This is a genomic window from Actinosynnema sp. NPDC037264 (genome assembly GCF_055603705.1).
The window spans coordinates 67,794-93,158 of sequence record NZ_JBVJVK010000029.1 but is presented as its reverse complement, the minus strand read 5'-3'; the positions used below and the strand labels follow the sequence as shown (position 1 = coordinate 93,158).

The 25,365-nt window shown below is 72.2% G+C and carries 28 protein-coding genes; 4 read left to right on the top strand and 24 right to left on the bottom strand.

Annotated elements, in window-relative coordinates; translation table 11 throughout:
- Positions 1-131: 131 nt before the first annotated feature.
- From ACZ7GX_RS27525 to rimP, 19 genes are all read right to left on the bottom strand, one after another.
- The gene (locus ACZ7GX_RS27525) at positions 132-587 is read right to left on the bottom strand and encodes a tetratricopeptide repeat protein (protein ID WP_498780736.1); all 456 of its coding nucleotides are present in this window, start codon (positions 585-587) and stop codon (positions 132-134) included.
- 36 nt (positions 588-623) lie between these two features.
- Positions 624-1,382, bottom strand: coding sequence for a 4-hydroxy-tetrahydrodipicolinate reductase (dapB, locus tag ACZ7GX_RS27520; protein WP_498780734.1), 759 nt, complete (start codon positions 1,380-1,382; stop codon positions 624-626).
- Positions 1,379-2,686: a M16 family metallopeptidase gene (locus ACZ7GX_RS27515; protein WP_498780766.1), complete on the bottom strand. Its 1,308-nt coding sequence runs from the start codon at positions 2,684-2,686 to the stop codon at positions 1,379-1,381. The genes dapB and ACZ7GX_RS27515 overlap by 4 nt, the downstream gene beginning before the upstream one ends.
- A gap of 95 nt (positions 2,687-2,781) precedes the next feature.
- Entirely contained in the window at positions 2,782-5,019 is a 2,238-nt protein-coding gene (locus ACZ7GX_RS27510; RefSeq protein ID WP_498780732.1) for a polyribonucleotide nucleotidyltransferase, read from the bottom strand.
- Between the two features lie 226 nt (positions 5,020-5,245).
- A complete protein-coding gene (rpsO, locus tag ACZ7GX_RS27505; protein ID WP_498780731.1) occupies positions 5,246-5,515 on the bottom strand; it encodes a 30S ribosomal protein S15 in 270 nt (89 codons plus the stop codon).
- A 122-nt stretch (positions 5,516-5,637) separates the two neighbouring features.
- Positions 5,638-6,090, bottom strand: coding sequence for a 2'-5' RNA ligase family protein (locus tag ACZ7GX_RS27500; RefSeq protein WP_498780730.1), 453 nt, complete (start codon positions 6,088-6,090; stop codon positions 5,638-5,640).
- 12 nt (positions 6,091-6,102) lie between these two features.
- Entirely contained in the window at positions 6,103-6,591 is a 489-nt protein-coding gene (locus ACZ7GX_RS27495) for a helix-turn-helix domain-containing protein (RefSeq protein WP_498780728.1), read from the bottom strand.
- A 91-nt stretch (positions 6,592-6,682) separates the two neighbouring features.
- Complete coding sequence (locus tag ACZ7GX_RS27490) at positions 6,683-7,624, bottom strand: bifunctional riboflavin kinase/FAD synthetase (RefSeq protein ID WP_498780726.1); 942 nt, start codon at positions 7,622-7,624, stop codon at positions 6,683-6,685.
- Between the two features lie 109 nt (positions 7,625-7,733).
- A complete protein-coding gene (locus tag ACZ7GX_RS27485; protein WP_498780724.1) occupies positions 7,734-8,177 on the bottom strand; it encodes a hypothetical protein in 444 nt (147 codons plus the stop codon).
- Positions 8,178-8,194: 17 nt separating this feature from the next.
- The gene (gene truB / locus ACZ7GX_RS27480; RefSeq protein WP_498780722.1) at positions 8,195-9,055 is read right to left on the bottom strand and encodes a tRNA pseudouridine(55) synthase TruB; all 861 of its coding nucleotides are present in this window, start codon (positions 9,053-9,055) and stop codon (positions 8,195-8,197) included.
- Positions 9,056-9,123: 68 nt separating this feature from the next.
- Complete coding sequence (locus ACZ7GX_RS27475) at positions 9,124-10,473, bottom strand: MFS transporter (protein WP_498780721.1); 1,350 nt, start codon at positions 10,471-10,473, stop codon at positions 9,124-9,126.
- 110 nt (positions 10,474-10,583) lie between these two features.
- Positions 10,584-11,885, bottom strand: coding sequence for an MATE family efflux transporter (locus tag ACZ7GX_RS27470; protein WP_498780719.1), 1,302 nt, complete (start codon positions 11,883-11,885; stop codon positions 10,584-10,586).
- Between the two features lie 84 nt (positions 11,886-11,969).
- Positions 11,970-12,947 (bottom strand): DHH family phosphoesterase, encoded by a 978-nt coding sequence (locus ACZ7GX_RS27465; RefSeq protein ID WP_498780764.1) that lies wholly within the window; start codon positions 12,945-12,947, stop codon positions 11,970-11,972.
- A gap of 127 nt (positions 12,948-13,074) precedes the next feature.
- Positions 13,075-13,524 carry a 30S ribosome-binding factor RbfA gene (rbfA, locus tag ACZ7GX_RS27460; protein WP_123746043.1) on the bottom strand — a complete coding sequence of 150 codons (450 nt, stop codon included), beginning with the start codon at positions 13,522-13,524 and terminating at the stop codon, positions 13,075-13,077.
- A gap of 49 nt (positions 13,525-13,573) precedes the next feature.
- Entirely contained in the window at positions 13,574-13,870 is a 297-nt protein-coding gene (locus ACZ7GX_RS27455) for a DUF503 domain-containing protein (protein WP_498780717.1), read from the bottom strand.
- Positions 13,871-13,941: 71 nt separating this feature from the next.
- Entirely contained in the window at positions 13,942-17,034 is a 3,093-nt protein-coding gene (infB, locus tag ACZ7GX_RS27450) for a translation initiation factor IF-2 (protein WP_498780715.1), read from the bottom strand.
- 88 nt (positions 17,035-17,122) lie between these two features.
- Positions 17,123-17,548, bottom strand: coding sequence for a YlxR family protein (locus ACZ7GX_RS27445; RefSeq protein ID WP_498780714.1), 426 nt, complete (start codon positions 17,546-17,548; stop codon positions 17,123-17,125).
- Entirely contained in the window at positions 17,490-18,512 is a 1,023-nt protein-coding gene (gene nusA / locus ACZ7GX_RS27440; RefSeq protein WP_498780712.1) for a transcription termination factor NusA, read from the bottom strand. The genes ACZ7GX_RS27445 and nusA overlap by 59 nt, the downstream gene beginning before the upstream one ends.
- Positions 18,509-19,051, bottom strand: a complete 543-nt coding sequence (rimP, locus tag ACZ7GX_RS27435; RefSeq protein ID WP_498780710.1) for a ribosome maturation factor RimP — start codon at positions 19,049-19,051, stop codon at positions 18,509-18,511. The genes nusA and rimP overlap by 4 nt, the downstream gene beginning before the upstream one ends.
- Positions 19,052-19,334: 283 nt before the next feature.
- Here rimP and ACZ7GX_RS27430 point away from each other — a divergent pair, with 283 nt between their 5' ends.
- From ACZ7GX_RS27430 to ACZ7GX_RS27420, 3 genes are all read left to right on the top strand, one after another.
- A complete protein-coding gene (locus ACZ7GX_RS27430) occupies positions 19,335-19,778 on the top strand; it encodes a hypothetical protein (RefSeq protein ID WP_498780708.1) in 444 nt (147 codons plus the stop codon).
- Between the two features lie 37 nt (positions 19,779-19,815).
- A complete protein-coding gene (locus ACZ7GX_RS27425; RefSeq protein ID WP_498780706.1) occupies positions 19,816-20,250 on the top strand; it encodes a ferritin-like domain-containing protein in 435 nt (144 codons plus the stop codon).
- A gap of 289 nt (positions 20,251-20,539) precedes the next feature.
- Positions 20,540-20,662, top strand: a complete 123-nt coding sequence (locus ACZ7GX_RS27420) for a hypothetical protein (RefSeq protein WP_498780704.1) — start codon at positions 20,540-20,542, stop codon at positions 20,660-20,662.
- Between the two features lie 177 nt (positions 20,663-20,839).
- Here the strand turns inward: ACZ7GX_RS27420 and ACZ7GX_RS27415 are convergent, their stop codons facing one another.
- Genes ACZ7GX_RS27415 through ACZ7GX_RS27400 form a run of 4 tightly spaced genes read right to left on the bottom strand, consistent with a single transcriptional unit; the run spans position 20,840 to position 23,942 of the window.
- Positions 20,840-21,595: a hypothetical protein gene (locus tag ACZ7GX_RS27415; protein WP_498780702.1), complete on the bottom strand. Its 756-nt coding sequence runs from the start codon at positions 21,593-21,595 to the stop codon at positions 20,840-20,842.
- 25 nt (positions 21,596-21,620) lie between these two features.
- Entirely contained in the window at positions 21,621-22,628 is a 1,008-nt protein-coding gene (locus ACZ7GX_RS27410) for an aminotransferase class V-fold PLP-dependent enzyme (protein ID WP_498780701.1), read from the bottom strand.
- Positions 22,629-22,635: 7 nt separating this feature from the next.
- On the bottom strand, positions 22,636-23,115 hold the full coding sequence (locus ACZ7GX_RS27405; protein ID WP_498780699.1) for a DUF4442 domain-containing protein: 480 nt from the start codon (positions 23,113-23,115) through the stop codon (positions 22,636-22,638).
- A gap of 41 nt (positions 23,116-23,156) precedes the next feature.
- Positions 23,157-23,942 carry an SDR family oxidoreductase gene (locus ACZ7GX_RS27400; protein ID WP_498780697.1) on the bottom strand — a complete coding sequence of 262 codons (786 nt, stop codon included), beginning with the start codon at positions 23,940-23,942 and terminating at the stop codon, positions 23,157-23,159.
- A gap of 49 nt (positions 23,943-23,991) precedes the next feature.
- Here ACZ7GX_RS27400 and ACZ7GX_RS27395 point away from each other — a divergent pair, with 49 nt between their 5' ends.
- Positions 23,992-24,399 (top strand): YjbQ family protein, encoded by a 408-nt coding sequence (locus ACZ7GX_RS27395; protein WP_498780695.1) that lies wholly within the window; start codon positions 23,992-23,994, stop codon positions 24,397-24,399.
- Here ACZ7GX_RS27395 and ACZ7GX_RS27390 read toward each other — a convergent pair.
- Positions 24,295-25,326 (bottom strand): ABC transporter permease, encoded by a 1,032-nt coding sequence (locus ACZ7GX_RS27390; RefSeq protein ID WP_498780693.1) that lies wholly within the window; start codon positions 25,324-25,326, stop codon positions 24,295-24,297. The genes ACZ7GX_RS27395 and ACZ7GX_RS27390 overlap by 105 nt on opposite strands.
- Positions 25,327-25,365 lie beyond the last annotated feature (39 nt).

Sequence of the window (25,365 nt, the reverse complement as noted above, 5' to 3'; positions counted from 1 at the left end):
CGACCAGGCAGGAGACGGCCAGCCGCAGGTTCTCGCAGGTCTTCGCCATGTACCCACAGTAACCACGCCTACCGGAAGAACCAAGGCAACAGAGCGTGAAGACCGAATGAATCGCGCCTCACTCGAACGGCTTACGCCCGATTCGTCGGCAGGGAGAACAGGTTGATCGCTTTCCGCATGGTCTCGCGGGCCCGGCCGCGGTCACCGGCCAGGTCGTAGGCCTGCGCCAGCAGGAACCACGCCCGCCAGTCCTCCGGGCGCGCCTCGACTTCCACGCGGCGCTCCTCGAACCAGGCGTCGGCCGCCTCGCGGTCCACCCGGCCGGACGGGCGACGCGGCAGCCCGGACGTGTCGAGGAGACCGCCCTCGGCGTCGAGCTGCCGCGCCATCCGCTCCGTGGTGAAGCCGAACCTGAGGTTCGTCCACGCGATCCACGCGCCGATCAACGGCAGCAGGAGCACGCCGACGCCGAGGCCGACGCCGACCGGGTCGCCGGTGCCGAGCAGCACCACGGCCCGGCCGCCGAGCAGCACGAAGTACACCGCCAGCGCGGCGGTGATCACGAACGCGACGGTGCGGGTCTTCACGGTGTCGGCTTCACGGTGTCGGCTGCCCCGGGCGGGTCAGAGGTCCATGTACTTGTCGAGCCCCACGGAGAGCCCGGGGTGCCGCGCGATCGACCGCACGGCCAGCAGCACGCCCGGCATGAACGACTTGCGGTCCAGCGAGTCGTGCCGCAGCGTCAGCGTCTCGCCCTCCGTGCCGAACACGACCTCCTGGTGCGCGATCAGCCCCGCCACGCGCAGCGAGTGCACCCGCACGTCGTCCACGAGCGTGCCGCGCGCACCGGGGGCCTCCTGCGTGGTCGCGTCCGGCATCGGGCCGACGCCCGCCGCCTCACGCGCCTGCGAGATCAGCCGGGCCGTGTGCGCGGCGGTGCCGGAGGGGGCGTCCACCTTGCGCGGGTGGTGCAGCTCGATGACCTCGGCCGACTCGTAGTACGGGGCGGCCAGCTCGGCGAACCGCATGGACAGCACGGCGCCGATGGCGAAGTTCGGCGCGACCAGCACGCCCAGCCCCGGCTTCGCGTCGAGCCACTCGGAGACCGTGCCCAGCCGCTGCGCGTCGAACCCGGAGGTGCCGACGACGGCGTGGATGTCGTTGTCCACGCAGAACCGGATGTTGTCCATGACCACGTCGGGGCTGGTGAAGTCGACCGCGACCTGCGCGCCGGCGTCGGCCAGGTTGAACAGCCAGTCACCCGCGTCGACCATGGCGACGACTTCCAGGTCGCCGGCGGCCTCGACCGCGCGGCACACCTCGGCGCCCATGCGGCCCCTGGCCCCGATGACGCCTACGCGGAGTGGTTCTGCGGAACTCAAGAGATCACCTCGTGCACCTGGGACGGCAGATCGTCGGCGTGAGCGTAAGGGCCGACCACGGCGGCGGCGACGGGACGTCGCAGCAAGTCCTTCGCCAGCGTGGCGACGTCGGCCGCGGTGACCTCGTCGATGCGCGCCAACGTCTGCTCGACGGACAGGTAGTCGCCGTAGTTCAGCTCGCCCTTGCCGATGCGCGACATCCGCGAGCTGGTGTCCTCCAGGCCGAGCACGAGCCCGCCGCGCAGCTGGCCCTTGCCGCGGGCCACCTCCGCCTCGCTCAGCCCGTCACGGGCCACGGTGGACAGCACGTCGCGCACGACGCCCGCCACGTCGCCGAGCCGGTCGGGCTGGCAGCCCGCGTAGATCGACAACGTGCCCGCGTCCGCGTAGAGGCCGACCGACGAGTACACCTGGTAGGCCAGGCCGCGCCGTTCCCGGACCTCCTGGAACAGCCGCGAGCTCATCCCGCCGCCCAGCGCGGCGTTGAGCACGTTCAACGCGAACCGGCGCTCGTCGTGCCGGTCGAGCCCGCGCACGCCCAGCATCAGGTGCGCCTGCTCGGTGTCGTCGGAGTGCAGCACCAGCTTGCGCGAACCCGGGATGCGCGCCCGGCCGACGCGCGGCGCGACGGGCGTGCCGACGCGGTCGAGCCGGTCGCCGATCTGCTTGCGCACCAAGCGCATCACGTGCGCGTGGTCGATGTTGCCCGCCACCGCGAGCACCATCCGCGGCAGCGTGTAGCGCTTCTTGTAGAAGCCGAACAGCGCGTCGCGGTCCATGTCCCCGATGGACTGCTCGGTGCCCAGCACCGGCCGTCCCAGCGCGTGCTCGCCCAGCAGGGCGTCCAGGAACGCGTCGTGCAGCAGGTCTTCCGGGTCGTCGTCGCGCATGGCGATCTCTTCGAGCACCACGCCGCGCTCGGTCTCGAAGTCGCGCGGCTCGCACAGCGCGTCGAACACCACGTCGCACACCAGGTCCATCGCCAGCGGCAGGTCCTCGTCCAGGACGTGCGCGTAGTAGCAGGTGTGCTCCTTGGCGGTGAACGCGTTCAGCTCGCCGCCGACCGCGTCGATCTCCTCGGCGATCTGCGCCGCCGTGCGGTTCGCCGTGCCCTTGAACAGCAGGTGCTCCAGGTAGTGCGCGGCGCCCGCGACCTCGACCCGCTCGTCGCGCGACCCGACCTGCACCCACAGGCCGACCGACGCCGACCGGACGCCGGGGATGCGCTCGGTGATGACCCGCAGGCCGGAGGGCAGCACGCTGCGGCGCACGGCGACGCCCGCGTCACCGCGTTCCAGCGACATCGTGCTGCCCGGCTTCTGCAGGTGCCCGAGCCTGCGCGTAAGCGGACGGCCGCGGGTGCCCGAAGCACCCGCGGCCGTCCCGTTGACGCTCTTCGTCACTGCGCGTTGGCCTCGGCAGGTGCGGTGTCCTGCACGGGCGCGTCGCCGGCCGGGGCCTGCTCCGCGTCGTCGCTGACCAGGACCAGGCTGATCTTGCCGCGCTGGTCGATGTCGGCGATCTCGACCTGGAGCTTGTCGCCGACCTTGACGACGTCCTCCACCTTGTTGATGCGCTTGCCGTTGCCCAGCTTCGAGATGTGGATCAGGCCGTCCTTGCCCGGGAGCAGGGACACGAACGCGCCGAACGCCGCGGTCTTCACCACGGTGCCCAGGAAGCGCTCGCCCACCTTCGGCAGCTGCGGGTTCGCGATCGCGTTGATCAGGCCGATCGCGGCCTCGGCCGACGGGCCGTCCGCCGCGCCGACGTAGATCGTGCCGTCGTCCTCGATGGAGATGTCGGCGCCGGTCTGCTCGGTGATCGAGTTGATCATCTTGCCCTTCGGGCCGATGACCTCGCCGATCTTGTCGGTCGGGATCTTGACCGACGTCACGCGCGGCGCGAACGGGCTCATCTCGTCCGGGCTGTCGATGGCCTCGGCCATGACCTCCAGGATGGTCAGGCGCGCGTCGCGGGCCTGGCCCAGCGCGCCCGCGAGCACGTCGGACGGGATGCCGTCGAGCTTGGTGTCGAGCTGGAGCGCGGTGACGAACTCCTTGGTGCCGGCGACCTTGAAGTCCATGTCGCCGAACGCGTCCTCGGCGCCGAGGATGTCGGTCAGCGCGACGTACTCCGTCTTGCCGTCCACCTCGTCGGACACCAGGCCCATGGCGATGCCCGAGACCGGCGCCTTCAGCGGCACGCCGGCGTTGAGCAGCGAGATCGTGGACGCGCAGACCGAGCCCATGGACGTCGAGCCGTTGGAGCCCAGCGCCTCGGACACCTGGCGGATCGCGTAGGGGAACTCCTCGCGCTTGGGCAGCACGGGCATCAGCGCCCGCTCGGCCAGCGCGCCGTGGCCGATCTCGCGGCGCTTGGGCGAGCCCACGCGGCCGGTCTCACCGGTGGAGAACGGCGGGAAGTTGTAGTGGTGCAGGTAGCGCTTGTGCGTCTCGGGGGACAGCGAGTCGATCTGCTGCTCCATGCGCAGCATGTTCAGCGTGGTGACACCCAGGATCTGGGTCTCGCCGCGCTCGAACAGCGCCGAGCCGTGCGCCCTCGGGATGACCTCGACCTCGGCCGACAGCGACCGGATCTCGGTGAGGCCGCGGCCGTCGATGCGCACCTTGTCGCGCAGGATGCGCTGGCGCACGAGCTTCTTGGTCAACGAGCGGAACGCCGCGCCGACCTCCTTCTCGCGACCCTCGAACTGCTCGGCCAGCTTCTCCAGCACCGACGCCTTGATCTCGTCGATGCGGGACTCGCGCTCCTGCTTGCCGCCGATGGTCAGCGCCTGCGCCAGCTCGCCGGCACCGGCCTGCTCGACGGCCTCGAAGGCGTCGGCCTGGTAGGCCGGGTAGGTCGGGAACTCGCCGGTGGCCTTGGCCGCGACCTGCGCCAGCTGGGCCTGCGCCTCGCACAGCACCTTGATGAACGGCTTGGCGGCCTCGAGACCCGCGGCCACGACCTCCTCGGTCGGCGCCTGCGCGCCGTCGCCGATCAGGTCGACGACGTTCTCGGTGGCCTCGGCCTCGACCATCATGATCGCGACGTCGTCACCGACGACGCGGCCGGCGACGACCATGTCGAACACGGCCTTCTCCAGCTGCTCGTGGGTCGGGAACGCCACCCACTGGCCCTCGATCAGCGCCACCCGGACGCCGCCGATCGGGCCGGAGAACGGCAGACCCGCGAGCTGCGTGGACGCCGACGCGGCGTTGATCGCCACGACGTCGTACAGGTCGGCCGGGTTCAGGCTCATCACCGTGATGACGACCTGGATCTCGTTGCGCAGACCGTCCACGAAGGACGGGCGCAGCGGCCGGTCGATGAGGCGGCAGGTCAGGATCGCGTCGGTCGACGGGCGACCCTCGCGGCGGAAGAACGAGCCGGGGATGCGGCCCGCGGCGTACATGCGCTCCTCGACGTCCACCGTGAGGGGGAAGAAGTCGAAGTGCTCCTTGGGGTGCTTCGACGCCGTCGTGGCCGACAGCAGCATCGTCTCGTCGTCCAGGTAGGCGACGACCGAGCCCGCCGCCTGGCGGGCCAGGCGACCGGTCTCGAAGCGGATGGTGCGCGTGCCGAACCGACCGTTGTCGATCGTGGCGGAAGTCTCGTGGACCTCGATGTCCGTCATATGGGTACTCCTCGTCATGCGGGTCACAGCGCGCTCAGGGCGCGGGATCGCGGTTCGGACGAGGCCGGTCTTCGATCGAAGTCCCCTGGGGTTTCCTCTACCAGGGGGCCACTACCGAGGACCGGCGAACTGTCGTCCCGTGCGCCGCGCGTGCTTCCCTCGTCTTTTGTTCTCGAATTAACGCCAAGGGGGAGTGACCTTGGTGGTCACTCCCCCTCGGCAGGTCTCACCTGCGCAGGCCGAGCCGCCCGATGAGGGCGCGGTAGCGCTGGATGTCCACCTTCTGGAGGTAGTTGAGCAGCCGGCGGCGACGGCCGACCAGCAGGAGCAGGCCACGACGCGAGTGGTGGTCGTGCTTGTGCTGCTTCAGGTGCTCCGTCAGGTCGGCGATGCGCTTGCTCAGCAGCGCGACCTGGGCCTCGGCCGAACCGGTGTCCGTGTCGTGGACGCCGTACTCGGAGAGGATGGTCTTCTTCTGTTCGGTGGTCAGTGCCACGTGCTCGTTGCTCCTTGTGCTGGTTAAGTGCCGTGCGGCCCCACGTGAGCGGGGTAGTCGGTACTGGCCGCCACGGACCGCAGCCAGACCCAAATGTCGAGGTTACCAGCAGTGGCGACGCGTTACCCGTTTGCCGTGCTCAAGGGCACTCGGTCGAGCACCGAGTAGCCCTCGGCCGGGTGGCTGCGGACCAGGGCGACCTCGGTGGCCGTCCACTCGCGACCGGTGAACTCCACGTGCGGCAGCACGGCGCCGCGGGCCACGGTGACGTGCGGTCGCCAGTCCGGCGGCACGCGGGCCGCCTCACCCAGCTCGGCCAGGTCGCCGGCCACCCCGATCCACAGCACCTGGCGGAACGTGCCGCTGCCGCGCAGCCTCAGCACGGGCGCGGTCACGCGGTCGAGGCCGTCGAGCTGACCGGCGGGCTCGGCCTCGCCGAAGAACCGGACGGTGACGTGCCAGCGGGCCGGGTGCTGCCAGCGCAGCCGGGGGTGCGCCGCGCGGAACGGGCGGAGGGCGTCGTGCAGCTCCTCGACGACGTCGGCGGGCGGGAAGATGGCGGAGAAGAGGCTCACGAGCGGGGCCGGTCAGGCGTCGCGGACCTTGCCCGCGCGGCGCAGCAGCTCCGCCAGGGCCGGGAAGTCCTCGCCGAGCACGTCGGCGGCCTGGGACAGCTCGCGGCCGTCGGCCAGGCGGCGCAGGAACGGGAACACCACGGCCTCGTCGTCCGCGCTGCCGTTCACCGGCAGTGAGTCGCGGCTCACGGTCGGCTTCGACTGGCGGACGTCCTCCAACGCGCGCTGCAACGCGTCGGGCGAGCCGGACGCGACGTCGGGGGTGAGGACCTTGCGCTCCAGCATGATCATCCGGGCCAGCACGGACGGGTTGCCGATCTTGGCCCGCCGTCCGCTCATGACCTGGCTCAGCATCGGCGCGCTGATGCCGAGCACGTCCGCGAGCTGGGCCTGGGAGATGCTGAACGCGACCACGAGCCGGCGCACCCGGTCGCCCAAGGGTTCCCCGTACCACTCCCGCTGCAACGCGAGATTGCGCTGGACGATCTTGTGGTCCTCCACCTTCGCCTCTCCCCTGACCGACGGACGTGTCAGGCATCTTGCCAGGTCGCCCGGTGTCGCACGGTGGGTTCCACCCACCTGGTTCAACCTGTCAGGCGTCACCCGGATCCAGCAGGAGGTCACGTGCGGTGGCCACGTCGCGGTGCATCTGCTCCAGCAGCGACTCGACGCTGTCGAACTTCACCATGTCCCGCAGCCGGTCCACGAAGTCGAGCGCGACCCGCTGGCCGTAGAAGTCCTCGTCCACGTCGAGCACGAACGCCTCGACCCGCCGTTCCCGGCCGGAGAACGTCGGGTTGGTGCCCACGCTCACCGCGGCCTTCAGGCGGCGGCCCGAGCCGTGCACGAACCAGCACGCGTACACGCCGTCCGCCGGCACCGCGGCGAACCGCGCGGTCGACAGGTTGGCCGTCGGGAAGCCCAGCTCCTTGCCGCGGCCGTCGCCGCGCACCACGATGCCCTCCAGCCGGTGCGGCCGGCCGAGCGCCTGCGCCGCGGCGGCCACGTCGCCCGCGTCGATGCACGCCCGGATGTAGGTCGACGAGTACGTCACGCCGTCGTCGGTCACCAGATCCGCCCCCTCGGTCACGAAACCGAATCTCTTGCCCAGCTCGCGCAGCAACGTCACGTTGCCCGCCGCCTTGTGGCCGAACGTGAAGTTCTCCCCCACCACCACGGCCGCCACGTGCAGCCGGTCCACCAGCACCTCGTGCGCGAACTCGTCGGCCGGCGTGCGCGAGAGCTCGGCGGTGAACGGGATCACGCAGAACACGTCGACGCCGAGGCCCTCGACCAGCTCGGCCCGCCGGTGCAGGCTCGTCAGCTGGGCCGGGTGGGTGCCCGGCCGGACCACTTCGGACGGGTGCGGGTCGAAGGTGATGAGGACGCTCGGCACGCCCTTCTCCTCGGCCAACCCGACCGCGCGGTCGATCAACGCCTGGTGCCCGCGGTGGACGCCGTCGAACACGCCGATGGTCACCACACAGCGGCCCCAGCCGCCGGGCAGGTGGTCGAGCCCTCTCCAGCGTTGCACGCGGGCCAGCCTAGGCCGGCGGCCCCGGCGCGCCGGCCGAGGTCGGGCCAGGGCCTGTCTCACGAGTCTCGTACGACGGGAGTCGCGCACGCGGACTTGTGCAACAGGCCTAGTCGTGACGGATGTCGCGACCGGCCTGGTGGACGGTGCCGCCGTCGCGCGCGACCGCGTTCTGGTTGACCGTGGTCGGCGAGTTGATCGTGACCGGGCCGAGGTTGCCACCCTGCACGACGGTGCCGTGCACCGTGCCGCTGATGCTGTTGTGCACGTTCGCGGTGGACGGCTGCGACTGCGGTTGCGGTTGTTGCTGCGGTTGCGGTTCGGCGGTGGCCGGTTCGGTCGACCCCGCCGGTTCGGGTCGCTCGGCCGCTTCGGTCGGCGGGCTCGGGGCCGGCGCTTGCACGCGCAGGGCGATGACCACGCCCAACGCGGTGAGCAGCACGACCGTCACCCACGCCCACGGGTTCGCGCGGCCGTCGGTGGCGAGGTTGATCGCCACCCCCGTGGCCGACGTCACCACACCGGCCGCGGCCGGCCACACCCATCTCGACATGTCGTCCACGGTAGGCCTCATCCGCTCGGCGTGAGTACCACCAACGGCTTGGCGATCGGACCCTCGTCCTTCGCCAGCGCCACCACGTGGCCGTCCGGGCCGAAGACGCCGTACGTGCCGTCCAGCCCGCCCGCGGCCAGCCGTTGGCCGTGCGAGAGGGCGACCGCCTCGCGGGGCGCGATCTCGCGGCGGGGGAACGCGGTGGCCACGGCCGAGTCCAGGTCCAGGGACAGGCCCGGCGCGCTCTCCAGCTGCTCCAGCGTCTTGGCCACGCGCAGGTCGAACGGGCCGACGCGGGTGCGGCGCAGGGCCGCCAGGTGGCCGCCGACGCCGAGGTCCGCGCCGAGGTCGCGGGCCAGCGCGCGCACGTAGGTCCCGGACGAGCACTCCACCATCACGTCGAGCTCGGTGACGCCCTCGCCCTCGCGGCGGATCGACAGCACGTCGAAGCGGTGCACCGTGACCGGGCGCGCCGGGATCTCCACCGTCTCGCCCGCGCGGACCCGCGCGTAGGCGCGCTTGCCGTCGATCTTCACCGCGCTCACCGCGCTGGGCACCTGCTCGATCGCGCCGGTCAGCTTCGCCACACCGGCCCGGATCGCGTCCTCGTCCACTTCGGACGCGTCGGCCGTGGAGAGCACCTCGCCCTCGGCGTCGTCGGTCGTGGTGGACGAGCCGAGGCGGATCGTCGACAGGTACGCCTTGCTGTCCAGCGCGAGGTGGCCGAGCAGCTTGGTGGCCCGCTCGATGCCGAGCACGAGCACACCGGTCGCCATCGGGTCGAGCGTGCCCGCGTGCCCGACCTTGCGGGTGCCGAGGATGCGGCGGACCTTGGCCACCACGTCGTGGGAGGTCATGCCGTCGGGCTTGTCGATCACGACGAGGCCGGGCGGGACGGGTGGCCCAGAGGGACGAACACGAGAAGATGCGGACACGGACGAGGATCCTAGGCGTCGACCAAAGCGCGCTTGCCGGCCGCGCCGGTCGCCACGTCCCACCGGCGGCGGCGCAACTGCACGGGCACGGACTCGCCGCGGTCCTCGGCGGCGAACACCGCGGCGCGCGCCCGGCGCCACCACACCACCGTGCGCCACAGGCCCGCCAGCAACACCGCCACCACGGACGAGAACGCGACCCGGTACGCCTGCGGCGCCGAGAGCACGGGCTCGACCACGTCCAGCAGCACGCCGACGGCCAGGGCGGTGAACGTGATCGCGGCGAACCCGCCGACGTTGGCCACGCCGGTCGCCGTGCTCACCCGGTGCAGCGGGTTGTAGTCGCGCACCAGCGCGAACGCCACGCCGGACGCCGGGTTGCCCAGCGCCAGCACCGCGAACACCGCGTACAGCGCGGGCGTCGGCAGCACACCGCCCGGCCAGCCGAGCAGCACGGCCCAGGACAGCACCGCCACGGCGAGGTAGGCGCCGACGATCGGCATCCGCCACTCCGGCCGGTTGCCGATCACCGTGCCCATCACCGGCCCGGTCACGATCGCCACCAGCACCAGCGTGCTCAGCACCGCCGACGCCGACGGCCGCGACAGGCCCTGCGCCTCGACCAGGTACGGGAAACCCCACAGCAGGCCCAGCACGGCGGGCGCGGACATCGACGTGAAGTGCACCCAGAACCCGAGGCGGGTGCTCGGCTCGCGCCACGCCTCCTTCACCTTCGCGCCCACCGCGCGCAACGGCACCGGCTCGACCACGGGCTGCGGGACGCCGTCGGGCACCTCGCGCACGCGCCACGCGACCACCGCCGCGTACGCCGCCGTGGCCAGGCCCGCGACCAGGAACGTCACCGTCCAGCCCGCGTTGTCCAGCAGCAAGGTCAGCGGCACGGTGGCCAGCAGGTTGCCCGCGCCGCCCAGCGCGGCGGACAGCGTCATGACCACGGTGAACCGGCGGGGCGGGAAGTGGGCGGCGGCCAGGCGCAGCACGCTGACCCACGTCATGGCGTCGCCGACGCCGAGCACCGCGCGTGCGGCCAGGCCGAGCGGGTAGGACTCGGCGAGCGCGAACAGGGTCTGGCCCACGCCCATGAGCAGGGCCGCGGCGGTGAGCACGCGGCGCGGGCCGAAGCGGTCCACCAGCAGGCCGGTGGGGATCTGCATCAGCGCGTAGAGGCCGATCTGCAGCACGGTGAACGTGCCGAGCGCGGCGGGTCCGACGGCGAAGCGGTCGCTCGCCTCCAGGCCGGCGACGCCGAGCGAGGTCCGGTGGAACAGGGCGGCGATGTAGACGAGGACGGCGGTTGACCAGATCAGCCACGCTCGTTTGGTGGCACGATCGACCGGCAAGGGGTGTCTCCTAGGCTTCCGTGCGGCAGCACTCGCAGTATCGGGAAACAGTTGCCTACTGTTAACGATTCCGGAGGGTGCCGAACACCACATCACGCCTGGTCACCGCGTCACCACACGGTGCCGACGCGCGCCCACTTCCCCGATCTGGTGCGCATGAGGACCAGCACGAGCCGCAGCACCATGAACGCCGACAGGCCGCTCCAGATCCCGATCAGCCCCCAGCCGAACGCGTGCGACGCCCACACCAGCGGCAGGAAGCCGAGTGCCGCCGAGGCCAGCGTCGCGGTGCGCAGGAACGCCGCGTCGCCCGCGCCGAGCAGCACGCCGTCCAGCGCGAACACCACGCCGGCGATCGGCTGCAGGCCCACGAAGAACCACCACGCGTGCGGGATCTCGTCCAGCACGGCCCGGTCGCTGGTGAACACCATCGGCAGCGGGCCGGCGAGCGCCGCGAACACGACGCCGAGCAGCACGCCGAACCACAGCCCGTACCCGGTCACCTGCCAGGCGAACCGGCGCGCCTGCTCACGGCGTTCCGCGCCGAGCGCCGCGCCGATGATCGACTGGGCGGCGATCGCCAACGAGTCCAGCACGAGCGCGAGGAACGTCCACAGCTGCAGCACGACCTGGTGCGCCCCGACCGCGCCGACCGACGTGCGCGCGGCCACCGCCGCGGCGGACAGGAAGCACGCCTGGAACGCGAGGCTGCGCAGGACGAGGTCCCGGCCCAGGCCCAGCTGGGCCCGCATGCGGTGCCGGTCGGGCCGCAGGCTCACCCGTTCCGAGCGCAGCGCCTTGAAGAACAGCCCGGCGGAGAGCACCTGGGCGATCACGTTCGCGATCGCGGAGCCCTCCAGGCCCCAGTGCGCGCCGTGCACCAGGACCGGGCACAACACGGCCGAGACGGCGTTGCCGACGAGCACGTACCGCAGCGGGCGCCGGGTGTCCTGCACACCGCGCATCCAACCATTGCCGGCCATCGTGACCAGCACGAACGGCGCGCCGAACAACGCGATCCGCAGCCACGCGACGGCGTTGTCGGCCACCTCGCCGCCACCGCCGAGCAGCCGTGCGGCGGGACCGGCCAGCACCTGCCCGAGCACGATCACCAGCGCGCCCACGGCCAGCGCCAGCCACGTCGCCTGCACGCCCTCCTCGACCGCCTCGCGCCGCCGGCCCGCGCCGAACAGCCGTGCCGTCCGGGCCGTCGTGCCGTAGGAGAGGAACGTCAACTGGGTCGCGACCTGCGTGAACAGCACGCCGCCGACCGCGAGGCCCGCCAGCGGCAGCGCGCCGAGGTGCCCCACGACCGCCGTGTCCACCAGCACGTACAGCGGCTCGGCCGCCAACACCACCAGCGCGGGCGCGGCCAACCCGACCACCCTGCGCGCCGGAACCCGCTCCTCCACCTGATCCCCTCAATGCACGACGAATCCGTCCCGGGCGCAGGACTCACCTGCGTGTCCTGCGCCCGGAACACCCGAGTCGAACGCTCAGGACGGCGCGGTCACGGTCTCCAGGGCGGCACGCAGGCTCGCCAGCACCTCGTCGGCCTCGCCGGCGGCGGTGAAGCCCGCAGCCAGCCGGTGGCCACCGCCGCCGAGCAGCTGCGCCACCTCGCGCACGTCCACCCGGCTCACCGCGCGCAACGACACCGACCACGACGACGGCCGCAGCTCCTTCAGCACCGCCGCCACCTCGGCCTCGGCCGTGGTGCGCACGAGGTCGACCACGCTCTCGACCTCCTCGGGCCGCAGCCCGGCGGCGTCCTCCAGCGTCACGACGGCGTGCACGAACCCCAGCCCACCCGCCGCGTCACGCTCCAGGCGCGCCCGGCTCAGCACCTTCGCCAACATGCCCAGGTACCCGAACGGGTGAGAGTCCATCAACGGCCGGGCCACGGCCTCGGCGTCCACCCCGGCCGCGAGCAGCCGGGCGGCCACCTCGTGCGTCGTCGCCGACGCGTGCCGGAACGACCGCGTGTCCGTCACCAGACCCGCGTACACGCACCGCGCCACCGGCTCGTCCAGCTCGACGCCCAGCACGTCCAGCAGCCGCAGCACCACGAGCGCGGTCGCCTCGGCCCGGTCGTCCACCACGTTCACGTGCCCGAACCCCGGGTTCGACACGTGGTGGTCCACCACGACCACCACACCGGCGGTGGACACCCGATCGGCCAACGGACCAAGCCGCCCGACACTGCCCGTGTCCAACGCGACCAGCACCGGCGGCGCGGCGGGCACCGCGGACGCGGGCACCAGCAGCCCCGCCACGTCCAGGTCCCGCAACGTCTCCGGCACCTCGGCCGGCGCGCCGAACGACACCCGGACCACCGCGCCCCGGCGGTGCAGGGCCAGCCCCAGCGCCAACGCGCTGCCCAACGCGTCCGCGTCGGGGTTCACGTGCGCCAGCAGCGTCACGTCGGTGGCGGTGGACAGGACGCGAGCGGCCTCCGCGAGTTCCGCGCTCAAGTCGCCGGTCGCGCGGAGGCCGTCGGACACCCGGGCGCCATCGGACGCGCGGACACCATCGGACGCGCTCGGGTCGGGAGACGCGCTCGGGTCGTTCAAGCTCGGATCGTTGTGCACGGCGAGAACGCTAGTCGGCGTCCTCGGCCTCGCGCGGAGGCTTGTACGGGTCCGGCTCGCCCGCCGGCTCCGCGCCGTGCGCGATGCGCGCCACCTCGGCGTCCAGCTCCCGCGCCTTGGCCAGCAGTTCGTCCATCCGACGCGCCTCGGCGGGCACGTTGTCGGTGACGAACGACAGGGTCGGCGTGAACCGGACACCGGTCTGCTGGCCGACCATGGTGCGCAGCACGCCCTTGGCCTTCTCCAGCGCGGCGGCGGCGCCCGCGAGGTCCGGCTCGGAGTCGAGCTTCTCGCCGAGCACGGTGTAGTAGATCGTCGCGTCGTGCAGGTCGCCGGTCACCCTCGTGTCCGTGATGGTGACGCGAGCCAGCCGGGGGTCCTTCACCTCGTGCTCCAGCGCGGAAGCCACGATCTGCGAGATCCGCTTGGCCAGCTTGCGAGCCCGTGCCTGGTCGGCCACGGCGCTCCCCTCCTGTCGTTGCGATTCGTCGCCTGCTCGGCGACGCTTGCTAGTCGTCCTCCGGCCCGACCAACCTGTGGCGGGCGGAGAGAAGTTCCAGTTCGGGCCGTCCGGCCACCAGCCGCTCGCAGGCGGCCATCAGGTCCCTCACATGCTCGGCGTCGGCGGCGACGGCCGCCACTCCGATCAGGGCGCGGCGGTGCAGGTCCAGGTGGCCCGCCTCGGCGACCGACACCTCGAACCTGCGGCGCAGCTCGGCCACGATGGGCTTGACCACGGACCGCTTCTGCTTCAACGAGTGCACGTCGCCGAGCAGCACGTCCAACTCAAGGGCACCGACGAACACAGATGATCACCAAGGGTGTCCAGAGGTGCGGGGCCGCCGGCTACGACGGCCCCGCACCTGGCTGAAGACGATCAGGCGCGCGGCTTCTCGCGCATCTCGAACGTCTCGATGATGTCGCCGACCTTCAGGTCGCTGTAGTTGCCGAGCGTCAGACCGCACTCGAAGCCCTCGCGGACCTCGGTCGCGTCGTCCTTGAACCGGCGCAGCGAGCTGATCGGCAGGTTCTCCTGCACGACGTTGTTGTCGCGCAGCAGGCGGGCCCGGGCGTTGCGCCGGATCTCGCCCGACATCACGAGGCAACCCGCGATCGTGCCGACCTTGGAGGACTTGAAGACCTCGCGGACCTCCGCGCGGCCCAGCTGGACCTCTTCGTACTCCGGCTTGAGCATGCCCTTCAGGGCCTGCTCGATCTCGTCGATCGCCTGGTAGATCACCGTGTAGTAGCGGACGTCCACGCCCTCGCGGTTGGCGAGCTCGGTGGCCTTGCCCTCGGCCCGGACGTTGAAGCCCAGGACGATGGCGCTACCCGCGACGGCGAGGTTGATGTCGCCTTCGGTGATGCCACCGACGCCGCGGTGGATGACCCGCAGCTCGACGTCGTCGCCGACCTCGATCTTCATCAGCGCGTCCTCGAGGGCCTCGACGGTACCCGAGTTGTCGCCCTTGATGATCAAGGTGAGGGCGCTCGTCTCCTTCAGCGCGGCGTCCAGGTCCTCCAGGCTGACGCGCTTGCGCTTCGCGGCGTTCATCGCGTTGCGGTTGCGGGCCTGGCGGCGCTCGGCGATCTGCCGGGCCACCCGGTCCTCCTCGACCACGAGGAACGTGTCGCCCGCGCCGGGCACCGAGGTGAGGCCGATGACCTGCACCGGACGCGACGGCGTCGCCACCGTGACGTCCGCGCCGTGCTCGTCGACCATGCGGCGCACGCGACCGTAGGCGGCGCCCGCCACGATCGAGTCACCCACGCGGAGCGAACCGCGCTGGACCAGCACCGTGGCCACCGGGCCGCGACCGCGGTCCAGGTGCGCCTCGATGGCGACGCCCTGCGCCTCCATCTCCGGGTTGGCCCGCAGGTCGAGCGAGGCGTCGGCGGTCAGCAGGATCGCTTCCAGCAGGCCGTCGATGTTGATGCCCTGCTTCGCCGAGATGTCGACGAACATGGTCTCGCCGCCGTACTCCTCGGCGACCAGCCCGTACTCGGTGAGCTGCTGGCGGATCTTGGCGGGGTTGGCCCCCTCCTTGTCGATCTTGTTCACCGCGACCACGATCGGCGCGTTGGCCGCCTGGGCGTGGTTGATCGCCTCCACCGTCTGCGGCATCACGCCGTCGTCGGCCGCCACCACGATGACCGCGATGTCGGTCGAGTTCGCACCACGCGCACGCATGGCGGTGAACGCCTCGTGACCCGGGGTGTCGATGAACGTGATCAGGCGCTCGTTGCCCTCGAGCTCCGTGTTCACCTGGTAGGCGCCGATGTGCTGGGTGATGCCACCCGCCTCGCCCTCGGCCACCTTCGCCGTGCGGATGGTGTCCAACAGGCGCGTCTTGCCGTGGTCGACGTGACCCATGACGGTGACGACCGGCGGGCGGATCTGGAGGTCCTCCTCGCCGCCGGCGTCGTCGCCGTAGGTGATGTCGAACGTCTCCAGCAGCTCGCGGTCCTCCTCCTCGGGGGACACGACCTGCACGTTGTAGTTCATCTCGGAGCCGAGCAGCTCCAGGATCTCGTCGGAGACGGACTGCGTCGCGGTGACCATCTCGCCGAGGTGGAACAGCACCTGCACCAGCGAGGCCGGGTTGGCGTTGATCTTGTCGGCGAAGTCGGTCAGCGAGGCGCCACGCGGCAGGCGGATCGTCTCGCCGCTGCCCTTGGGCAGGCGGACGCCACCGACCGAAGGCGCCTGCATGTTGTCCATGTACTCCTGGCGCTTCTGCCGCTTCGACTTGCGGCCACGACGCGCCGGACCACCGGGACGGCCGAAGGCACCCGCGGCGCCGCCGCGACCACCGGGACCGCCACCACCGGGACGACCGCGGAAACCGCCGCCACCACCGGCCGGTGCGCCACCGCCACCGCCGCCACCGCCGCCGGGGCGGAAGCCACCGCCGCCGCCACCGCCGCCACCGGGACGGAAGCCGCCACCGGCGCCACCGCCGCCACCACCGGGGCGGAAGCCGCCACCGGCGCCACCGCCACCACCGGGACGACCGCCGCCGCCACCAGGACCACGACCACCGCCGCCGCCACCGGGACCGCCGGGGCCACGACCGCCGCCACCACCGCCACCGGGGCGGGGCGCGGGACGACCGGGCATCATGCCCGGGTTCGGCCGGGGCGGCATGTTGCCGGGGTTGGGCCGGGGACCGCCGGGACCGCCACCGGAGCCACCCGGACGGGGGCCTGCCGGACGCGAGTCACCGGGCTTGGGGCCGGACGGCCGCTCGCCGCCACCCGGCGCGGCCGGGCGGGGCGCCTGCGGACGCGGCGCCGGAGCGCCACCGCCCACGCCGAACGGGTTGTTGCCCGGACGCGGGGGCCGCGGGCCGGCGGGCTTGGGGGCCTGCGGGCGCGGCGGGACCACGGACGGGGGGTTCTGCGCCGCCGCGGGCTGCTGCTGCGGTGCGCGGGGGCCGGGACGAGGGCCGGGGCCACTGGTCCGCGGCGCCTGCTGGGGCGCCTGCTGAGGCCGCTGCTGCGGCTGCGGCGCGGGCGCCGCGGTCGGCTGCTGCTTGGGCGCCTGGACGGGCGTCGGAGCCGCGGCCGCCGCCGGGGCCGGGGCCTCGGGCTGCGCGGCGGGAGCCGGAGCCGCGGGCGCCGAAGCGGCGGGCTTGGCCACCGGCTTGGGCGCCATCGGCTTGGGACCGGGCACCGGGCGCGGACCCGGCTTGCCGGCGGTCGCCGGCGGGCGCGGGGCCTCGCTCTTGGTCTCGCCCGAGGCCGCGCTCGTCGGCGCGGGCTTCGGCGGCGCCGGGCGGGCGCCTGCGGGCTTGGGCTTGGACTCGCCCTTGGCGTAGGCGTCACGGAGCCGCCGGGCCACGGGGGCCTCGACGGTGCTGGACGCGGACTTCACGTACTCGCCCTGGTCGGCGAGCTTGGTGAGTAGTTCTTTACTCGTGACTCCGAGCTCTTTGGCGAGCTCGTGCACGCGGGCCTTACCTGCCACTGCACTCCTCTGTGAGGGAGGCCGGCGGGCAAGTCCCGTCGACCTCGTCTTAACGTCGCGCGTTCATGTCTTCAGCTTCACGGCTGACTCATGACGGGTCGACCTGCTTCCTTGCTTCCTGCTGGTCACGGGGCGATCCCGCGACCTCCTGCCCACACTGCTCGAGATGACCGCGCACGCGTTCCACGTCGAGCGGACCCTGGACCCTGAAGGCCCGGGGGAACGCCCGTCGCTTCTCGGCGTTGCGGAGGCAGTCCGGATCGGGGTGCAGCCATGCTCCCCTACCGGGCAACCGTCGACGTGTGTCCGGGACCACAGCCCCGTCCACGACCACCACGCGCAGCAGCTCGGAGGGCAACGTCCGAGAGCGGCATCCGATGCACGTACGAACCGGGCCGATGTGCGCGAGATCCGATCCCCGACGTTGAACCACTGAGAAGTCTATCCCCTGTTGCCTATTCAGCCGAACCGGATGCCGATGCGCCCGCCGGAGCGGCCCCGCCGGCCTCCGCATCACTGCGGATGTCGATGCGCCAGCCGGTGAGCCTGGCGGCCAACCGGGCGTTCTGCCCCTCCTTGCCGATGGCGAGGGAGAGCTGGAAGTCCGGGACCACGACCCGTGCCGTCTTGGCGCGCTCGTCGAGCACCTTGACGGAGACAACCTTCGCCGGTGACAAGGCATTCCCGACGAACGTGGCCGGGTCGTCGGAGTGGTCGATGATGTCGATCTTCTCACCGGCCAGCTCGCTCATGACGTTGCGCACCCGGGCGCCCATCGGCCCGATGCACGCGCCCTTGGCGTTGACGCCGGGGACGGTCGTGCGGACCGCGATCTTCGAACGGTGACCTGCCTCACGTGCCACCGCGGGGATCTCCACGGTGCCGTCGGCGATCTCCGGGACCTCGAGCGCGAACAGCCTGCGCACCAGGTTCGGGTGCGTGCGCGAAAGGGTGATCTGGGGGCCTCGCGAGCCGCGGGACACGCCGACGACGTAGCACTTGAGGCGCGAGCCGTGCTCGTAGGACTCGCCGGGCACCTGCTCGGCGGGCGGCAGCACGCCCTCGGTGTCGCCGACCTGGACCACGACCATGCCGCGGGCGTTGGCGCGGGCGTCGCGCTGCACGACGCCGGCGATGATCTCGCCCTCCTTGGCGGAGAACTCGCCGAACGTGCGCTCGTGCTCGGCGTCGCGCAGGCGCTGGAGGATGACCTGGCGGGCGGTGGTGGCGGCGATGCGGCCGAAACCCTCGGGGGTGTCGTCCCACTCCTCGGCCACGGTGCCGTCCGGGTTGAGCTCCTGGGCGAGCACGCGCACCGCGCCGCTCTTGCGGTCGATCTCGACGCGGGAGTGGGCGTGGTGGCCCTCGGTGTGCTTGTAGGCGGTCAGCAGGGCCGTCTCGATGGCTTCGAGAACGGTGTCGAAGGGGATGTCCTTGTCCCGTTCGATCGCCCTGAGAGCGGCGATGTCGACGTTCACTCCGACTCCTCCTTCAGGTGCTTGCCTTCGAGGAGCGCGAGCTCGTCGACCGGCGGCTGCTTGAACTCGACTTCGACGACGGCGCGCTCGATCGTCCGGTACTCGACGCGGCGCAGCTCGCCCTTGACCAGCAGCACGACGCCGGTGTCGTCGGCATCGCCGACCCGGCCGAAGAACTCGACCGGGTCCGGTTCCTTGGCAGGGGCCTGCGGCTTGACCTTCACCAGGCGCAGCCGGTTGCGCTTCCAGTGGCGAGGCTTGGTGAGCGGGCGGTCCGCGCCGGGCGAGGTGACCTCGAGCGTGTACGGCCCGGCGATCAGGTGCTCGTTGGCGTCGAGGGCGGCGGAGACGGCGCGGCTGGCCTGCGCCACCTCGTCCAACCCGATCCCGTCGTCGCCGTCCACGACCACCTTGACCAGCCTGCGACGCCCAGCCTGGTTCACGTCGAGCAGTTCGAGGTCGAAGCCGATCGCCTCGACCGCCTCCCGCACGACGGGTGTTAGCTGCGCGGCGAGTTCTCCGCGCGGCGGGCTGGACATGTGGTGACTCCAGGTTCTGTTCGAGTGCAGAGGGCACGGCAACCCCGGCCGACGCTGCACTTCGCCGGCCGTGGTCGCCCAGACTATCTCGTTCGGCGGGCTCCCACGTGCCACGGGCGAAGGCGGCACGTGGGGTGGGTGGGGTCGGTGGGGGTGGGTGGGGTCGGTGGGGGTGGGTGGGCGGATGGATGGGTGGGTGGGTGGATGGATGGGTTGGGGTGGGAGGTGCGGTGGGGTTGGTGCGGCCGGGTAGTGCGGTGCGGCTCTGGCAGGATCGGAACACGTGATCGGAAGAACGGCGTTCAGCAGGCGCGCGGTGCTGCTGGCGACGGCGACGGCGCCGTTGGCGGTTGCGTGCACCACACCCCCTCCCCCTCCGCCGCCACCGGACCCGCTGGCGGAGCTGGTGAAGGCGGCGCTGTCGGACGCCGCGCTCGCCACGGCGGTCGGAGCGCCCGAGACGGCCGCGGCGCGGACCGAGCACGCGACGCGGTTGCAGGCTGAGGTCGACCGGGCGACGCCGCGGGTGCCGGGGTCGTCGGTGGTGCCGACGACGTTGCCTTCAATGGCGCCGCAGGCGGGGGCGACGCGGGAGGCGTTGGCGCCGGCGTTGCAGGCGGCGCAGAAGCAGGCGGCTGAGTTGGTGGCGAAGGTGGAGACGCACCGGGTGGGGTTGGTCGCCTCGGTGGCGGCCGGGTGCGCGAGCCTGGTGGAGGCGCTGTCGTGAGTGGCACGGGCGCTGTCGTGAGTGGTGGGGGTTTGTCGTGAGCGTGGACGCGGTGCAGGACGCGTTGGCGGCGGAGCACGCGGCGGTGTGGACGTACGGGCTGGTCAGCGCGTTCATCTCGGTGCCGCAGCAGTCGGCGGCGGTGGCGGACGGGGCGAACGCCCACCGGGCGCGGCGGGATGCGACGGAGCGGTGGTTGCGCGATGCGGGCGCGACGCCCAGGCCTCCGGCAGCGGCCTACCTGCCGCCTCAGCCGGTGGACAGCGCGGCGTCGGCGATCGCGGCGTTGATCACGGTGGAGACGGATGCGTGCGTGGCTTGGCGCGGGGTGTTGGAGCGGACTGATGACGCGGCGCTGCGGACGTCGGCGTTGGACGCGTTGACGGTGTCGGCGGTGCGGGCGACGCGGTGGAGGAAGGTGGCAGGGGTTACGCCGACGTCGATCGCGTTTCCTGGTGCGGGGGTTGGTTGAGGTTGGTTGATGGTCGGCGAGATGTAGGAGCCTCAAAGATCAAAAGAGTCCTCGCCGGACGGGCAGATCAGCAGGATGACGACCGGTGGGTGGGTACGCGCCGGGTCCGTTGTGGGTCGGGTTTCGTGTCATCCCACCGACCTCCCTACGGGCTACCACACGTATCAAGGGGGGCGACATCAGTGAACGCCGAGGTATAGGTCGGACAGCGCCCCCCTTGACACGCGCGGTAGGGCGGAGCCAGGTCGGCGGGATGACACGAAGCCCTTCGTTTGAGGGGAGGGCGAGCGTGACGTGGCCCCTGGTTGGGGGGTGCGCGGTGCGGTGGGTGCGGTGGGTGCGGTGGGTGCGGGCGGTGCGGTGGGTGCGGGCGGTGCGGTGGGTGCGGGCGGTGCGGTGGTGCGGGCGGTGAGGTGGTGCGGGCCGAGTGGGCGGTGCGGGCCGAGTGGGGGGTGCGGGCCGAGCAGGCGGTGCGGGCCGAGCAGGGGTGCGGGCGGTGAGGGGGGTGCGGGCCGAGCGAGTGGTGTGGTGGCGCGGGGTGCGGGCCGCGGGCGGTGAGGGGCCTGGTGGGCCGAGGTGTGGGGGTTGGTTAGGCGTTCAGGTCGGCGGCGAGGCGGAAGGCGTCGTTGCTGATTCGCTTCATCAGCTGGTTGTGCGCGGTCTCGTCGGGGCCGTGTTTGACCGAGTCCGATTCGATGATGATCACGTCGCGGTCTTGCAGGCGGGCGGCGAAGCCGCCGTTGGCCAGGGTGGTCAGGTTCGGCACGCGGACGGCGCCGTCTTTGACCAGGTCGTTGACGTTGCCGGTGCCGTCGCGGGTGGTCAGGTCCTTCAGTTTGGCGGCGTCCTCGGGTGTCTTCATCCGCACGATTGACACGGACGTGTAGACCTTCACCCCGTCAGGGGTGCTCGTCGTGTACAGACCGCGCGTGAGTTGTTGGCACGGCGTGTTGGTCAGGAACGTCTTGGTCTGCCCGTACGCGTGCGACGCGCAGTCGCTGTCCTTCAGCGGCTCGGGGACGTCGGGCGACGCGGCGAAGGAGAACTCCCCCGACGGCGCGGACGTGGTGGTGGGGGTGCCGGTGGGAGTGTTCTTCGGCATCACGACCAACCACACCAGGCCGGACACCACCGCCACGCCGAGCAGGCCGAGGCCCTTGAGCACCATCCCGCGGCGCGGGTGCGCCGTGGGAGCGGCGGGCCCGCGGCGTGGCGGGGGCGGAGGCGAGCTCAGCAGCGAGTCCAGCTGCCCGATCTCCGACCGCCACAGCGGGGCGGTGTCCGACGGTCGGACGGGCGGGATCCGCTGCGTCACCTCTTCGGGTGATTCGGGAGGAACCGACACAAAGACCCACGGTAACGGAAGCGGGTCAGCTGAGCGCCGTGAGCACCTGATCGACATCCTCGGCGGTGTTGTAGAGGTGGAAGGCCAGGCGGACGCGGCCGGCTCGGATGCTGGACCGCACGCCGGCCGCCGCGAGCCGGTCGGCGGCGTCGGGGAGGTCGAGGGAGACGATCGCGGTTCCGCGGGGAGGCAGGTCGAGGCCGGTGAGCAGGGCGTCGGCCAGGCCCACGTTGTGGTCGCGTACCGCCCCGAGGTCCAGCGAGGCGAGGTGGGGGAGGGAGACGGCGGCGCCGAACTGGGACAGCAGGACCGGGGAGAGGTCGAGGCGGCGGGCGTCGGGGGCCAGGCGGAGCGGGAGGCCGTAGACCGTGCTCCACGGGTCGTCGCCGGCGTACCAGTTGGCCGCCACGGGCACCGTGCGCTCCAGGGCCGAGGGAGAGCACGCCAGCCAGGCGCAGCCCCGTGGCGCCATGAGGAACTTGTAGCCCACGGCGACGACCCAGTCGGCCCAGCCCAGGTCGAGCGGTAGCCAACCGATCGCCTGGGAGGCGTCCAGCAGGACCGGCACGCCGGTCGCGCGCAGGCCGTCCAGGTCGACGACGCGACCGTCGGCGGACTGCACGACGCTGACCGCGACGAGGTCGTGCGCGCCCGCGTGGGCGACGATCTCGTCCAGTTCGACTTCGGTGACCCGCAGGCCGCGGGCGGCGAAGGGGAACGTCAGGCTGGTGAACTCGCCGCGGGCGACGAGGACCGAGGCGTCGGCGGGCAGTCCGGCGGCGACGAGGGAGACGAGCTGGGAGCCCGACGCGCCCGCGGCGACGCGGTCGGACGGCACGCCGACGAGCCGGCCGAACGCCTCGCGCGCCGTCGTCACGTGCTCGTCGACCGCGCCCGGCCCGTCCGCGCCGGCCGACCACCGGCGCACGGCGTCCGCGACGGCCGTGGCGGCGGGGGTGGGAGGGACGCCGATGCTCGCGGTGTTCAGGTAGCCGAGGGGGACGTCGAAGGTCGTGCCGAAGGCTGAGCGCATGGGGTGATCACACGGTCTCGGCGACCCCGTCGTCCACCGAATTGCGGTTCTTGCGGCGGGCGTAGACCTGCTTGCGGGTGCGGGCGACGACCTCGCCGGCGGAGTCCACGACGTCGGTGGAGAACCACAGCAGGGCCTTGCTGTCCGAAGCGGCCCGGGAGCGCAGCTCGTCGAGGTGCTCGTCGGTCAGGTGGAACTCGGCGTGGACGGTGCCGCGGCCGGGCTTGACGAACTCGATCTCGCCCGCCCGGTCCCACACCAGGTGCTCGCGGCCGAGGTGGTGCAGCACGAGCAGCATCCAGAACGGGTCGGTCATCGAGAACAGCGAGCCGCCGAAGTGCGTGCCCACGTAGTTGCGGTTCCACCAGTGCAGCCGCATCCGGACCTTGGCGTGGCGGTAGTCGTCGGACAGCTCGACCACGCGGATGCCGGCGAACAGGAACGGTGGCCACAGGTTCATGCCGCGGCGCAGTCGGGATGCCTTCACGGCGACTATGTTACCAGCGGGTAATAGTCGGTCGGCTGGAATCAGTGCAGGGTGATGACGTTCTTCGTCACCTTCGAGGCGGCGTCTGAGCAGAGGAACGCGACCACGTCGGCCACGTCCTCGGGCTGGGAGACGTCGTGCGCGGCGCGCACCGCGTCGTTGACCCAACCGGTGTCGGTGACGCCCGGTTTGACGACGTTGGACGTGATGCCGTGCGGCCACAGCTCGGCCGCCGCGGACATGGCGTAGTTGTCCAGCGCCGCCTTCGCCGCGCCGTAGGACACCTCGCTCGGGAAGCCGAGCGGGCCGCCGGAGGTCAGGCCGACGATGCGGCCCCAGTTGCCGCCGCGGGCGATGTGCCGGCGGGCGAACTCGGCGATCAGGAGCGCACCGGCGCGGGCGTCCACGGCGAACTGCGCGTCGAACGTCTGGGGCGTGACGGCCTGCAGGACGCGGCCGAACTGGTCGGTCTCGACGGCCAGGAACGTGTCCTGCACCCAGCTGGAGGCGTTGTTGACCAGGATGTCGACCGGCCCGAAGACCCTTTCCGCAGTGTCGAAGAGCGTGCCGGGCGCCAGCGGGTCGGTGAGGTCGATCTCCAGAGCGTGCGCCTTGCCGCCCGCCTCGGTGATGGCGGCGACCACGTCGGCCGCGTCCGACTCGCGGGCGGTGAAGTACTCGCGCGGCAGGCTCGGGTCCGGCGCGGGCGCGAAGCGCAGGAACGAGATGAGGACGTTGACGCCCCGGGCGGCGAGCGCCTTGGCGGTGGCCGCCCCGATGCCCTGGTTGGCCCCGGTGACGATCGCGGTGTGGATCACGTACGGCATCGTGCCTGATCGGGCGGCGGTGGCGCACCGCGATTTAAGCTCTGGAGGCATGCGCAGCGAAGAGATCGAGATCCGCACCGGCTCGGCCGAGGTCGTCCACGATCTGACCCGCGCCTGCGAGGACTTCCTGGCCGGCGTGGACGGCGACGGCCTGCTGCACGTCTGGGTGCCGCACGCGACCGCTGGACTGGCGGTGCTGGAGACCGGCGCGGGCAGCGACGACGACCTGCTGGCCGCGTTGCGCGAGCTGCTGCCCGCCGACGGGCGGTGGCGGCACCGGCACGGGTCGCCCGGTCACGGCCGTGACCACGTGCTCCCCGCGCTCGTGCCGCCCTACGCGACGATCCCGGTGCTAGGCGGTGTGCTGGCGCTCGGCACCTGGCAGTCGGTCTGCCTCGTCGACACCAACGTCGACAACCCCGTCCGCAAGGTCCGGCTGAGCTTCCTGGCCGGGTAGCAGCAGGACGGCCAGACCCGCGACGGCAAGTCCCACGAACACCCAGACCTGGGCGGTGTCCAGCGACCCACCGTGGAGCAGGGCGCGCACGCCCTCCGTGGAGAAGCGGAACGGCGTCCAGGACCAGAGCAGGGTCCGGTAGACGGGGTCGATCAGCTCCGGCACCTGGCCCGCGACGGCGGGCGCGATCAGGTACAGCGGGCCGAGCAGGGCCATCGCCCGGATGCCGAGCAGCCTCAGCAGCGCGCCCTGGACCAGCGCGAACGCCGCACCGACCAGGGCGAGGTAGCCGAGCACGGTGGCGGTGAGGGGCAGGGACGAGTCCCACAGGGCGAACAGGCCCGCGACCACCGCGACGCCGAGCACGGTCGTGGTGGCGACGCCCGTGAGCCGGCCGATCAGGGTCGGCTTGCGGACCACCACCGTGAACGCCGCCGCGGCGATCAGGCCGGTGATCCACAGCAGCGCGCTGGCGGCCGGCGGCGCCGTGCGACCGGCGGCGGACGCCGGGTCGAGCGTGACGACCTTCGCCTCCATCCCGGCCCCTTGGACGACGCCGCCGAGCACCTGCTGGGCGACCTGCGTGCCGGACGGGTTCACCGCGCCGGACAGCAGCACGGTCGCGCCGCCGGGCGCCAGCTCGAGCACCCCGTAGACCTCTTGGCGGGAGAGCAGCTCCCGCGCGTCGTCGGGAGTGGTCACCCGCCACGAGACTTCCGCCACGTCGCTGCCGCCCACCTTCTCGGCGACGCCGCGCAGCTGCGGTGGCGCGTCGGCGCCCACGGCGACCGCGAGCGGCACCGCGTCGGGGTGGACCGTCGCTTGGACGCCGAACGTCAGCAGGCCCAGCACGAGCGCGATCAACGCGCCCGCGACGGCGGTGGCCACCGCGATGACCGACGGCGGCCGGTCGTGCAGTGCGGCCATGGTGCCCTCCTAGGTAGTTCATCAAGTGTTGAATTAGAG